Annotated in this window: 11 protein-coding genes; 4 read left to right on the forward strand and 7 right to left on the reverse strand. The window is 61.9% G+C overall.

Features of this window, described 5'->3' with window-relative positions; genetic code table 11:
* Window positions 1-5: 5 nt before the first annotated feature.
* A complete protein-coding gene (locus JNK74_13465; GenBank protein MBL7647190.1) occupies window positions 6-1,607 on the reverse strand; it encodes an FHA domain-containing protein in 1,602 nt (533 codons plus the stop codon).
* A gap of 422 nt (window positions 1,608-2,029) precedes the next feature.
* On the opposite strand from JNK74_13465, the gene rsmA reads away from it, so the two are divergent.
* On the forward strand, window positions 2,030-2,905 hold the full coding sequence (rsmA, locus tag JNK74_13470; GenBank protein ID MBL7647191.1) for a ribosomal RNA small subunit methyltransferase A: 876 nt from the start codon (window positions 2,030-2,032) through the stop codon (window positions 2,903-2,905).
* Between the two features lie 32 nt (window positions 2,906-2,937).
* Window positions 2,938-4,002, forward strand: coding sequence for a PAS domain-containing protein (locus JNK74_13475; protein ID MBL7647192.1), 1,065 nt, complete (start codon window positions 2,938-2,940; stop codon window positions 4,000-4,002).
* On the opposite strand, the gene JNK74_13480 is transcribed toward JNK74_13475, so the two are convergent.
* The 6 genes from JNK74_13480 to JNK74_13505 all read right to left on the reverse strand — a co-directional run bounded on the left by JNK74_13480 (window position 3,994) and on the right by JNK74_13505 (window position 8,975).
* On the reverse strand, window positions 3,994-4,527 hold the full coding sequence (locus JNK74_13480) for a hypothetical protein (protein MBL7647193.1): 534 nt from the start codon (window positions 4,525-4,527) through the stop codon (window positions 3,994-3,996). The genes JNK74_13475 and JNK74_13480 overlap by 9 nt on opposite strands.
* Before the next feature lie 48 nt (window positions 4,528-4,575).
* Window positions 4,576-5,175: a hypothetical protein gene (locus JNK74_13485; GenBank protein ID MBL7647194.1), complete on the reverse strand. Its 600-nt coding sequence runs from the start codon at window positions 5,173-5,175 to the stop codon at window positions 4,576-4,578.
* Window positions 5,176-5,196: 21 nt separating this feature from the next.
* Window positions 5,197-5,844 carry an RNA polymerase sigma factor gene (locus JNK74_13490; GenBank protein MBL7647195.1) on the reverse strand — a complete coding sequence of 216 codons (648 nt, stop codon included), beginning with the start codon at window positions 5,842-5,844 and terminating at the stop codon, window positions 5,197-5,199.
* A 79-nt stretch (window positions 5,845-5,923) separates the two neighbouring features.
* A complete protein-coding gene (locus tag JNK74_13495; protein MBL7647196.1) occupies window positions 5,924-7,045 on the reverse strand; it encodes a DUF1501 domain-containing protein in 1,122 nt (373 codons plus the stop codon).
* Window positions 7,046-7,047: 2 nt separating this feature from the next.
* On the reverse strand, window positions 7,048-8,454 hold the full coding sequence (locus JNK74_13500; protein MBL7647197.1) for a DUF1800 domain-containing protein: 1,407 nt from the start codon (window positions 8,452-8,454) through the stop codon (window positions 7,048-7,050).
* Window positions 8,451-8,975, reverse strand: a complete 525-nt coding sequence (locus JNK74_13505) for a hypothetical protein (GenBank protein ID MBL7647198.1) — start codon at window positions 8,973-8,975, stop codon at window positions 8,451-8,453. Before JNK74_13505 ends, JNK74_13500 begins: the two co-directional genes overlap by 4 nt.
* Window positions 8,976-9,438: 463 nt before the next feature.
* Between JNK74_13505 and JNK74_13510 the strand changes: the two genes are divergently transcribed.
* Together JNK74_13510 and JNK74_13515 are read left to right on the forward strand one after the other, a co-directional pair.
* A complete protein-coding gene (locus JNK74_13510) occupies window positions 9,439-10,017 on the forward strand; it encodes a hypothetical protein (GenBank protein ID MBL7647199.1) in 579 nt (192 codons plus the stop codon).
* A gap of 401 nt (window positions 10,018-10,418) precedes the next feature.
* Window positions 10,419-12,248, forward strand: a complete 1,830-nt coding sequence (locus tag JNK74_13515) for a sigma 54-interacting transcriptional regulator (GenBank protein ID MBL7647200.1) — start codon at window positions 10,419-10,421, stop codon at window positions 12,246-12,248.
* The last annotated feature ends 11 nt before the right edge of the window (window positions 12,249-12,259 follow it).

Consider the following 12,259-nt stretch of genomic DNA (forward strand, 5'->3'; position numbering starts at 1 on the left):
CGGCGTCAGCGTATGGCGAGCACTTCGTAGGCGTTTACTTCCAGTTCCTTGCCTTTGAGTCGCACTTTCCCCATCACGCGCCCTTCGACTTTTCCTTCAATGGATCGCCAGGTCTCTTCTCCGACGATCACCTGACCCGCCTCGGCCAACCCGCAGAAGCGACTCGCCGTATTGACCCGGTCCCCCATCACGGTGTACTCCATTCGCATGGGGGATCCGAAATAGCCGGCGGTGACTTCGCCGGAGTCGATGCCGATACCCAATTGAATGACGGTCCTCCCCTGCTTCTGGCGGACGACGTTCAGCTCGGCGTTGAGCGCCTGGATGGCGACGGCGGCGGAGACGGCGGCGAGGGCGTCATTTTCGATGGACACGGGCGCACCGAAAATCGCCATGATCTCGTCGCCCACGTACTTGTCGAGAGTGCCCTGGTACTGGAAAATGATCTCGGTCATGGCGGTGAAATACTCATTGAGCAGGGCGACCAGTTCCACGGGAGATATGCGTTCCGCGGTGTTGGTGAAGCCCCGGATGTCACAGAAGAGCGTACTGACCCGGGCGCGCTGTCCGCCGAGCTCCACCGCTTTCTCTTCGGCCATGATCTTGTCCACGATGGCGGGGCTCAGGAATCGCCCGAATTCCTGGCGCTTCATTTCAGCCGCGACGACCTTGTCGTGAAGCCGCACGTTGTCGATGGCCAGGGCCGACTGGGAGGCCAGCGAAGCGAAAAGTTCCAAATCTTCTTCGCTGAAGGTGACGTGGGGCTTTCGCGTGTCGAGGTAGATGGACCCCATAATTCGGGATTCTATCTTCAGGGGAACGCACATCGCGCTCATGATCTCTGAGCGAATGATGCTTTCGCGCATGCCGAACTTGCTGTCGTTCTGGCTGTCGACCATGAGAACGGCCTCGCCGTCGATGGCGGCGCGTCCGGCGATGCCCATGCTGGGCGAACTGGCTTCGAGTTCGCGGCCCATTTCCCGGGCGACTTTGACGTTGAGGTTGTTGGTGCCCTCTTCCCGGAGCATGACGAAGCCGCGATCAGCCTCCATCGTCTCCATGACCATGTCAAGCACCTGGGCGAGGCGCTCCCGCAGATCGAAGCCCGACGCCATGATCTGGCTGGCCTTGTGCAGCGCGGCCAGTCGGCGATAGGCCCGGCTCATCTTGACGATGGCTTCCGGGCTGGCCTCCAGTTCTTTCGACTTCACCTCTTCGGCATAGGGCGGGGTGGGGCGCCCGATCAGGGTCATACTGTTGCCGACCCGGTCCATCTCGGCGCGAATCTTATCGAGATTCTTCACCAAATCCGGGTTATTGGCGGGTGTTTCGTCGGCGTGCTCCTTACCGTACTGGGTATCATCGCGAAAAACGAGTTTACAGAGGCTCCCGAACCAGATTTCGTCCATGTGGGAGAGTACCCGCTCCACCACGCGCTGGCGGTTGACGTAGGTGCCGTTGAGGCTCTGGAGGTCGAAGAGGATGGATTTGGTCCCAACGCGGCAAATCTTGGCGTGGTTCCGGGACACTTCGTTCGCCACAAGAACGACGTCGCTGTCTTCGGATCGCCCGAATCGAATTTCCTTGCCCGACAGGGGCACTGTCATGGGGGGCACACCCGGCTGTTCAATGATTACCTGCGGCATTTCGAAAGACCTCTATCCCGCGCAGATGATAGCAAGACCCGCTGGGCGGGTCAATGCCAGGCTGTGGACTTCAGCCTTCGGACTTGACCCCGGTGAAGAGTACTTGGAGCAATCGATTTGTGGAGGGCGTCTCCACGACCATCTCAGGGTACGCCTAATCCCGACCGGCTGGACACGGCGGCGGAGCACGCGATACTATAGGAACTGATAAATTTCACTGGCAATGGGCCCAGTGTGTGAATTTTGCTGTGATTCGCGCGCTGGAGTTCGGACTGCGCCCCGATTGCCAAACGTACCGATTGAGGAGCTATTTTTGACCCGTCCCCACCGCCATACCCCCGTCTTTCACTATTCCGTGACCGGCCCGAAGCAAGGTTCCGCCCATGGAAACTGAGAACCATTCGGTCGAGATGACCTTGCGCGACATGTGCAAGCGCTACGGAATCTCGTTCAAGAAGTCCCTGGGCCAGAACCTGTTGCTGGACGACAATATAAACCGGATCATGATCGACGCGGCAGCCCTGACAAAGGACGACTACGTGGTGGAGGTCGGTGCGGGCCTCGGCGCGCTTACGCGGCGAATCCACCCCAAGGCGGGGCAGTTGCTCTCGGTGGAAATCGACAATTCGTTCATCCCCTGCCTCACGGACCAATTCGGGCACTTGGACAACGTGCACATCTTTCGGGGCGATATTCTGAACCACCCGGTAGAGAAGCTAGTCAACGAATTTATTCCCGGGGGTAAGAGCCACAAGTTTCTCTCGAATCTCCCCTACTACATCACCACGCCGATCCTGTTTCACTTCCTCGAATCGCCCCTGTTCTTCTCGCGGCTGGTCGTGATGATGCAGGATGAGGTGGGACAGCGGCTGGTGGCGCCGGTGGGTGCGGACAACTATGGGGTCCTGTCGATCGCGGCCCTTTGCTACGCCGACGTGGATATTGTCCATCGCGTACCCGCTTCATGCTTCGTGCCAAGGCCCAAGGTGGACAGTTGCATTGTACGCTTTCGCTGCGACAAGAAGAACACCATGCCGCGGGAGGAAAAGCTGTTTCTCATGAAGGTGGTGCGGGCGGCCTTCGCCCAGCGGCGCAAAACCCTCCGGAACTCCCTGACGAAGTCGGGCGGCTTTGGCGCGCCACAGGAAGCGGTGCTGGACGCCATGGATGCGGCGGGTATCGATCCCGGCCGCCGGCCCCAGACGCTGGGCATGGAGGAATTTGCCTTGCTCACCCGCGAGATTCGCAGCAGGATTTAGCAGGTATCGGCCCTATCGGGAGGACGGTGACTATGAGTGAAGCATCCAGCCACCCCGCAATTTTTGAGCAGATCGTGTCGAGCCTGTCGAGCGGCGTGCTGGCGGTGGACGCGCAGGGCCTGGTAATAACCGCAAACAAGGCGGCCGCCGTGCATCTGAACGTCGCCGCGGAGTTTCTCGCGCCCGGTCAGCGCCTTGATGCGATTCCGGATGCCTCCCTTCCCCTGATGCGCCTGATGGACGAACTGCGGGATCACCTTGAGACGGTCTCGCGCCGCGAAGTCACGGTGACAACCGCCGAAGGCACTACCGTGCTCGGTATTACGGCGTCGCCTCTGCAGGGAGCGCAGGAATTCAACGGTGTCATCTTCCTTTTCCTCGATATCACGGAATTGCGGCGTCTGGAAAAGATGGCGGAGCTGAACCGCCAGCTTGCGCAGATTGGTGAGCTTACGGCGGGAGTGGTGCATGAACTGCGCAACCCCCTCAGTGTCATCAGCGGGATGGCTGAATTGCTGATACGCAAGAGCGTCGCGGACGACCCGGTTCACAGCAAGGCCAGGACCATCCTGACGGAGGCCGGGCAGATGGAACAGTTGGTGAGCCAGTTCCTGAGTTTTGCGAAGCCTTTTTCGCTGAAACCGGAAGCTTGCCTACCCCAGACGATCATCGAGCGCTCCATAGCCCTGGCGTCGCCAGTCGCCGAACAGTACCGTATCGCGCTGGATTGCGTGACCCAGGACGATCTACCGGAAATACTGGCGGACGCCTCCAAACTGGCCCAGGCCCTGAGCAATATCCTTCGCAATGCGGTGGAGGTGAGCCCCGCGGGAAAGCGGGTGACCTTCCGCACATCGCTGGCGGGGGATTTCATTCTGTTCCGGGTAGAGGATGAAGGTCCGGGCATTCATCTGGAAGAGGGCGACGATTTGTTTTCCGCCTTCTTTACGAAAAAAGCCGGTGGAACGGGGCTCGGCCTATCGATCGTGCACCGGATTATCACGACCCACGGCGGCACGATCAGCTACGGCAATCTGCCTGAATCCGGCGCGTTCTTCGAGGTGCTCGTACCCCGCGATCTGACCGCCTCAGTTTAGTCCCGAATCGCGCGGGGGCGGATTACCCTCGATGGCGGGTACCGCATGGGAAAGCATCGCCAGGATGCAGGCGCCGGCGCAGCGCATGGTGACCGCGAGGAAAAGCAGTTGCCCGATGACGGGTACGAGAAAGGTCAATTCCGCGACCAGCGCCCCGCGCAGCATGGACCCCGTGTTCGGCAGGGCGCCAATATCATCGCTGAGTCGCTCCGCAAGCACCCGATAGTGGGCGGTCCTGCCCGCGAGATGAATGGCGCAGAGCGCGGTGGCCATGCCAATGCCCACAAGTGCGAGCGCCTGCATGTTGAGCAGGATGAGGATGAAGAACAGGGCGACGAGGCTGTTGGCCAGTCCAACAATGCCGGAGCGCCAGGGGCGATCGGTGTAGTTCTGATGGATGCGCCGACAAAACTGCGACCTTCCCCGATAAAACGAGAGGCTCAACGCGATCACCGACGCTTTCAGGGTCAGGACAAGGAATACGATGGCGACGGTGGCAAGGGCTAGGGCAATAACGCGTTCCATGATGATTTCCCGGTTCTCCGGCCCTCCGGGCCGTGAACAATTATTTTTTCAGTGACCCGGCCCTTTGAAGCGCCTGGACATCCATTCCATTCCGTCTAGGGCAAAGGCCGTGGCTGCGCACGCGCCAAACAGAACCCACACCCAGGGGTTGTCGCCGCCAAGGGGCCCCATTTCCCACAAGTTTACCGAACGCCACAGCTCCCCCGCCCACTCGCTGAAGACGGCCATGTCACCCGCAACGGCGACGGGAATGCCCAGCAGCTCCTCCTTGAGAAAAGCCCAATCCGGGAGGAGGGGTTCCTGGGGCAGCCATGCCTGGCGGACCCATCCGGTGGTTGGGAACATGGAATGCGCGATACGCCCGAGCGCCGCCAGCACGAGCACCGACGCCGCCGTTGCCAGGGGGTACAACCAGGGGCGAGGTTGCCGGACCGGTTCCGCGGCAATACAATCCTGAATCCGGGCCACGAGCGCGGGTGCGGGCTGAACGGGCGGCGCCGCCCGAAGTGCGCCGTCGAGGTTGCCCAGGGCACGCAGATGGGCGCCGCAATCGGGGCACATGCGGGCGTGTTCCGCCGCAGTCGCGTCCAGGGTGACGCCGGCGTCGAAAGCGGCGTCCATTTCACGTTGTATTCGTTTGCAGTTCATGTTGTTGCTCGCTTCCGGAAGTCACTCTCGGACTTCATTCAACATCGTTGTTCGCAATTCCTGCCGCGCGCGGCACAGTGCGGCCTTGGCGGCGCCCTCGCTCATACCCAGCACCTGGCCGGCTTCCAGCAGGGAAAATCCCTCATGGTAGTGAAGGGTAATCAACTGTGCCGCGCGGGGCGACAGGGCGGCCATGGCGGACTCCAATTTTTCCCGTGACTCGCCGCCGCACCGGTGGCCCGCTTCCGCATGCGCGGGGAGCTCGGGATCGAGGGCGACCTGAGTGCCCCTTCGCTTCTGCCCGCGCAGGGCGTTCAGCCCCGTGTTTGTGGCGATGGTGTAGAGCCAGCTCTTGAAGGGGCGCTCGGCGTCGAAACGGTGAATCGCTCGAAAGGCCTTTATGAAGGTCTCCTGGGTCAAGTCTTCAGCCTCTTCACGATTCCGAAGCATCCGGTGCAGGTACGCTCGAATACGGGGTGCGTATCGGGCGACGAGCGGATTGAACGCGTCGGGGTGGCCCCCCTGGGTTCTGCGGATGCACTCGGTCTCCCATGCCGGTTCATCGGCATCGGAAACCGGCGCCGTGGGCTCATGGGGGGACACGCGACGCGGATCCGCAACGCTCGCGGGCGTCCAGTGGCAAATCCGTGACAGGGTCGAAGCAATCATGGGCGGCTCAAACTTGGAAAATCGAAACAGGTCCATCCGGACCAATGCGGAAAACTGTACCGTGACCTCTTGTGCACCATTAGACCACATCGAGCGGGGTCAGCGCATACCCCGGAAACACCTGGTTCAATTCGATTCCGGGCATCTTCTTCTCGAAAATCGGGGCGAGGACGTCTCGGAAATTGTAACGCACGGGCAGGTCGCCGGGCCCTTCAAGATGAGCCTCTTCGAGCCCTGGCCAGTCCGCCAGGACCCTGCCGCCGCGCACGCCGCCGCCGAGAAGCATCATGATACTGCCCCGACCGTGATCGGTGCCCAGGGATGCGTTTTCATAGACGCGCCGACCGAATTCGGTCATGACGACGACGGTGGTTCGGTCGCGATAGGGCCCGATATCGTCGTAGAAAGCCATGAGCCCCTGGGCGAGCTGGTTCATGAGGGGCGTCATCAGGGTTGACGTGGCGATGTGGCTGTCCCATCCGCCGAGGTCAACCGTGGCCGCTTCCACGCCGACTTCGGCCTTGATCAGTTGGGCGACCTGCTGAAGGTGGCGGGCAAAGGGATGCTCCGAGTAGACGGCCCCGCCGGACGGGGAATAGGATTTCGACTGGAGTTCCACGATCCGCCCGATGGCGCTGAGCAGGTCACTTCCCGACTTGGCCCAGGGCAATCCGGATTTCCCATAGGCGCGATTGAGGCCGTCGACGAAGGGCATGGCCTCTTCGCTCAGCGCGATATCGCCCAGGGAATCCATGACCACGGTGGCGGGCGAAGAGCGAAGGGATTCGGGACAGGTCTTTCCGAAGGCGACCGAAGCCAGAGGATTGCTTGTGGCGCGGACATTCTGTCGGAGGTAGCGGCCCAGCCAGCCGCCGGCCCCCACCCCGCCATGTTCCATGAAATCCTGGGCCTCAAAGTGGGAGCGGCTGGATTCTTCCGAGCCCGCGCCGTGAACGATGAGGAGTTCGCCCTCACCGTAGGCGCGGTGCAGGGGCGACAGCGAGTCATGAAGCCCAAAGAGATCGTCCAGCGCGACGGTATTGTCGCGCGAAATGCCGATGAGAGGCCGGGCTCGGTAGTACGCGTCGTCTCCGGTGGGCACCACCATGTTGAGCCCGTCGGCGCCGCCTCGGAGAAAGACGACGACGAGGGTATGGTGCTGCTCCGGATTGAGCTTCAGAACGGTGTTTCCCTGTTGCATGGCTAGCATCCTTGAAATGCCGGGCTGGCGAGCACCAGTCCCGGGCGGTCGCCTCTCTGGGCCAGTTCGAGTTCATCGCCATCCGGCTGTCGCCCAATCAGCCGCGCGATCAGGGCCTCGCCTCCACCGGCCTCCCGTTGGAGCGCGGGCCAGTCCACGGTGACGCCTGGCACTTCGTTACGGGAGAGAGCGTAGACGAAGTGCCAGCGCCACATCATGCTCCCATACCACGGTTCGGCCTCTTCGGGATAGCCATCCGGGGTGGGGTATTGAAAGGGACTGTGCCCCATGCGCGCCAGGTAATCGAGAAGCGCATCGGGCTGATGGACGTCGGCGGCGGTGGCGCGCAGGGCGGACACGAGGAAATTGAAGGGGCGCTTGAACTTGGGGGCCACAGGATGCTGAAAGGCCTCGCTCCGAAACAGGGCCACCAGGGTGGTGCGGATATCGCCACGACTGGTGGCGAAGGCCTGCGCCACCCGTTCCACCACGTCGTCCGGCGCTTCGAGCCCGATAAAGCGATTGCAGAGTTTCCGGGCGAGATAGCGGGCCGTTCCGGACTGCTCCGCGACGATTTCGAGGAGTCGGTCCACCGATTTTTCGCCGAGGCCGGGCTGAATGGGCTTTCCGAGCACTGTCTTTTCACCGTCATCGTGTAGACCGGCGTTAAATTCGACGCGTCCCTTTCCAAACCAGGTGTCCGTGCGAACGGTCCAGCCGGTGAGGCACCGGGCGGCCTCCATCACGTCGCGCTGTGTATAGCCGCCTTTGACACCGAGGGTGTGGAGTTCAAGGAGCTCACGCGCATAGTTCTCATTCGGCGCTTCCTCAGGGGTGCGCCGCCGGTTGGTCCGACCATCGAGGTACCACAGCATGGCCGGGCCGGTTGCGGAGGCCCGCAGGAGCTCAGGGAAGGAACCGAGGGCGTGCTTACGGATGACCTCGCGATCATCCGCCGTCTTGAGCCAGGGGCAGTCCCCTTTTGAAATATCGATATTGAAATGGTCGGTCCAGAAATCGACCATGACTTCAAAGAGTTGACGCTCGCTGTAGCGGGCATGGAGCAGTTTGCCGGTGGCGAGCTCTTTCCACAGAAATTCTTCCTTGTACTCGAAGAGTTCGCCCACGGGACACTGAAGCGTTTCAAGTCGGCGCACCCGCTTGTGACAGGCGCTGTCCTCAATGTTCTCGGGGTAGAGCTGCGCTTCGACCCAGGTCTCCACCCCCACCGAGAGGACCTGCTGAAGGTCACCGGGACGAATGCCGAAAGTGCAGCGATTCAGCACGTGCCGCGCAAGGGCAATGTCGCCCACCGGGAGAGGGCCGCTTGCCCGAGCGGCGCCGCCAAGGGTCCACGCGGCCCCGCAACACCCCACCGCGCTCAGGAATTTTCGGCGGGAAAGGCTCATGCCTGGACCGCTCCGGTGGGCGCCTGGACGGAAGCGACGACGGGACTCTGCCGAAAAATCCCCTGGAGCATGGCGCCAAAGCCCGCGAGCAGTACGACGGGCAGGAGCAGAAACCAGCCCACCACGGGGAACACGCAGGCAATCGCCACCACGGCGCCACCGCGCAGCACAACGCCCCCGTTGCTCCGGGCGGTCTGGGGGTTGCCGAGGCCGAGGCCCACCATGCGGACCAGGCCCGTCGAACCGAAGAGGGCGGCGGTTGTGAGCAGGATCAGGAGGGTGACCCCCAGCAGCTTGATGGGGCCTGCGCCGTTGGCCGCCATGGCCAGGCCCAGGAGCACGAAGGGAACGCCAACCAGGGCTCCCATGAGCAAAACGCGCATGGGGCGGGTGGCGAGGGCCTGTTGCGCGCGGCTGACGGCGGGCGAGAAGAGGGCCGAGAACATGAGCCAGTAGCTGACCGTACAGATAAGCATACCGAGTATCAGAAACAGAATTTTGAACACATCCGCCATTATCATGGAATTTTCCTCCGAGTTCGGGGCGCGAGGCCCGTCCACAGTCGATTTCTGTGCTCTCATACCCCCCCAGAGCGCCAAAGGTTACATCGGGTTTGTGGAATCCTCTTCCGCCGACCCGAACGCGCCGGAGGATCATCCACAAGCCTCTGTTGCAAATTGACTTACGCTCGTCGTGGCTCGTTGACTTCTTTCCGGTGCCTCGCCACGCCCGCACCCGGTTTTCCGTAGAATTGCAGGCCTCCCGGCCCCTGACGCACACGTCTTCGGAGTCTGGTGCGCGGGTCGACCTATCCTGTTTGAATAGAACAATACCGGCGGCGTCTGGATGTTCAGGCGTATCAACACAGGAGGTTTCGCCATGAAGACGAGATGGATTCTCATACCGGTTACGTGTTTATCAATGGTCTTTTGTGGTTTTGCAGATGCTCAGGGCAATGCGCGAACGGGATCGCCCGGAAAAAGCATGCGACTGGATTCGGTGAAGCGGCCCGTGGCGCGTTCCGCTGCCCAACGGGTTTCCCCGAGTCGTGCCGGCGGTGAATCTCGTCGGCCCGGCGCGGGTGCCCCCCTGAACCTGAACCGGAACCGCGGCAACGGCGCGGGCCTGGGTCGGGGCGTGAATCACGACTACGCCGGACTGGGCAACGCGCCCCTCGGCGGGCTGCTTGAGGAGTACCTGTACAACGAGTTTGGTGGTCGTGGCTTCGACCCCTATGAAGGAGAGAAGGCCCACGCGAAGGCCTACCGCGATGCGGCCATCGCGAACGCGATTGTAAACGTGGTCGGGATTCTGGCCACGGCAAACCAGCCTCAGTTACCCGCGGTTGCATGCCCGGCACCGGCACCGGTCGCGCCGAGCGGCCATATCGAGCGCCAACGCGTACTGGTGCAGGAAGGCCGCACGGAGGAGTATCAGGTCTGGATTCCGGAGTACACCATCCGCGAGACGGGAGAAGTGGTGGTCGGCCACCACGAAACGCGTCGGCGTGAGATCGCCCCGGTATTCGAGGAGCGCGAGATCTGGGTGCCTTCTCCGTACTAGAAAATGCGGGACTTGGACATGGAGGCCGCACCGGACTGATCCGGTGCGGTCTTTGCTCAATTAGAAACCACCGGTAGAACCGGTGGCATAAAGTCAGGTTGGATTAAATCCCGCAGGGTCGGCATATCGTCACAAAGATTGACGGCGGAACGGCGGAGCCTGATGAATTCTCGTCGGCTGAGCCGGTGGATTAGCTCGAGTTAAGTGGCAATCTCCGGACTTGCGGTCCCGGCCCGAAGGGTTTACAATAGGAAAACGGTTAAAATTAATGGGCGGAGAGGCGGTAGAAAAAGGGGTTTACTTATGGGTATTGGAGAAGTGATTTGCGCCTCCAGTCCCGTTTGGAGTGAATGGCGCTCTGGGAAAGACCTCCGGACACACTCCAGGACGGGAGCGACGCGATGACGTGGCTGTTGACGGCCAAGTCCGGGTCGAGCCGTGGAGAAAGCTGGACGATCGGCCCCCGACCGATTGTCATGGGCCGAAGCCTGAGTTGCGATATAACGATTGGCGATCCGACGGTTTCCCGCAAGCACTGCGAAGTGAGACTGGAAGGCGATGGCGTCGTGTTTCGCGATCTCGGCAGCCGGAATGTATCGCTCGTCAATGGCCGGGCGGTGGAAGAATGCCGCCTGCTGGTGGGCGATGAACTTTCCCTCGGCACGGAATCCTTCATCCTCACGAGAACATCGCTTTCGGGCCCCCCTTCCCCACCGGAATCCGATCCGCGCGGTTCGACGACCGTGTCTCTGGATGAGGCCCTTTACCTCAACGATGGCGGTGAGAGCGCGCCTCTGGAGCAGCACTACCCGGCGACGGTTCAGGATCTGGCCCGGCTGCATAATTTCGCACGGAAGCTTGGTAAGGCCCACCGCGAGGACGAGTTTGCCGCGCTCTGCCTTCAGGAACTTGAAGAATCTTTCCCCGCGCGGGTGAAAGCGGCGCTGTGCTGTGTAAACGCCGGCGGCCTCACCTGGTATCCACCGGGGTTTGCGCCAAGTGACGATCTCTGCGAACAGGTGGAGGAGGCAATGACTCGGGGGGATGCGTGCATGAGCAGCCACCGCGCGAAACGGCTCTTCTTCAAGGAAGTAACTATTTCATGCGTTGCGCCCATGCTTGCAAGCGGGCGATCGCTGGGCGCGCTGGTGCTCCAGTCCCTCGCGCGGGATTTCATACCGGAACCCGATTCCCTCGCGCAATTGAACGCGATAGCCCAGACGGCGAGTCCCTATCTGGGCTCGCTGGAGTTCCGGGGCGAAATCGCGCCGGAACCGGGCCAGGCGCCGGGAAGTGATACCACCCGCTTTCTGGGGGAAAGCCGCGCCGTGGAGGAACTTCGCGCTGAGATAGAGCGCGTCGCCCGCACGGGGCAGAATACCCTGATAACGGGTGAAGCGGGCACGGGCAAGGAATTGGCCGCCCACCTGATACATGCGTCGGGCAACCGGTCGCAGGGCCCGATCATTTCGGCCAACTGTATGACCCTTTCCGGCGCGAACTTTGCCGCCGCACTCACAGGCTCCGTGAAGCGGGACGGCGAGGATCCGGTGGTCATTCACCGGGGGCTGCTGGAGCAGGCGAACGGCGGGACGCTGGTTCTCCGGGAGTTGGATTCGCTCCTTCCAGAGAACCAACTGACATTGCTCCATCTGCTGGAGCGCGGCGCCTATCCTCGAAACGGAGGAACCCAGGTGGTATCGTTCAGCGTGCGGGTTGTGGGGACGTCCAGCAAAGATCTGGAGCAGTTGGCCCGACAGGGCGTCTTCCGCAGAGACCTGCTGAACTGGATCGGGCGGCAGCGGATTCACATCAAGCCGCTGCGGCGTCGCCCTTCGGATATTCGCGCGCTCGCGGAGTTCTTCGTGGACTCCGGCATGCGCCAGGGGGTGCATCAGGTGAAGGGACTGACGGAAGACGCCCTGGCGTATCTTCAGGAGCTGCCCCTCCATGGCAACGCTTTGGAACTGCGCAACACGATCACCCTGGCGGCCCTTCAGAGCCGGAGCGAGTTGCTCGGCACGGATGATTTGCGCGACGCTTCGACCCCCAGGAGCGAACGGGAGTCCGTGATGGAACCCTTGGAAAATGCGGAGCGGACGCTGATCAGCGCCGTGCTTGCCCAGTGCAACGGCAACCTCCAGGTGGCGGCCGAAATTCTGGGGCTTCCCGCGACAACCCTCGAAAAGATGACCGCCAATATGGCCGGGCTCAGGATCGGCAAGCGCTAGCAGCCCCTTGC

Source organism: Candidatus Hydrogenedentota bacterium, assembly GCA_016791475.1.
In the GTDB taxonomy this organism is placed as follows: Bacteria; Hydrogenedentota; Hydrogenedentia; order Hydrogenedentales; family JAEUWI01; genus JAEUWI01.

Excerpts from the sequence above, each read along its gene's own strand:
- JNK74_13505 (MBL7647198.1), bottom strand. The coding sequence starts at position 8,975 with ATGATAATGGCGGATGTGTTCAAAATTCTGTTTCTGATACTCGGTATG.
- JNK74_13475 (MBL7647192.1), top strand. The coding sequence starts at position 2,938 with ATGAGTGAAGCATCCAGCCACCCCGCAATTTTTGAGCAGATCGTGTCG.
- JNK74_13465 (MBL7647190.1), bottom strand. The coding sequence starts at position 1,607 with ATGACAGTGCCCCTGTCGGGCAAGGAAATTCGATTCGGGCGATCCGAA.
- rsmA (MBL7647191.1), top strand. The coding sequence starts at position 2,030 with ATGGAAACTGAGAACCATTCGGTCGAGATGACCTTGCGCGACATGTGC.
- JNK74_13515 (MBL7647200.1), top strand. The coding sequence starts at position 10,419 with ATGACGTGGCTGTTGACGGCCAAGTCCGGGTCGAGCCGTGGAGAAAGC.
- JNK74_13485 (MBL7647194.1), bottom strand. The coding sequence starts at position 5,175 with ATGAACTGCAAACGAATACAACGTGAAATGGACGCCGCTTTCGACGCC.
- JNK74_13495 (MBL7647196.1), bottom strand. The coding sequence starts at position 7,045 with ATGCAACAGGGAAACACCGTTCTGAAGCTCAATCCGGAGCAGCACCAT.
- JNK74_13490 (MBL7647195.1), bottom strand. The coding sequence starts at position 5,844 with ATGATTGCTTCGACCCTGTCACGGATTTGCCACTGGACGCCCGCGAGC.
- JNK74_13500 (MBL7647197.1), bottom strand. The coding sequence starts at position 8,454 with ATGAGCCTTTCCCGCCGAAAATTCCTGAGCGCGGTGGGGTGTTGCGGG.
- JNK74_13480 (MBL7647193.1), bottom strand. The coding sequence starts at position 4,527 with ATGGAACGCGTTATTGCCCTAGCCCTTGCCACCGTCGCCATCGTATTC.
- JNK74_13510 (MBL7647199.1), top strand. The coding sequence starts at position 9,439 with ATGCGACTGGATTCGGTGAAGCGGCCCGTGGCGCGTTCCGCTGCCCAA.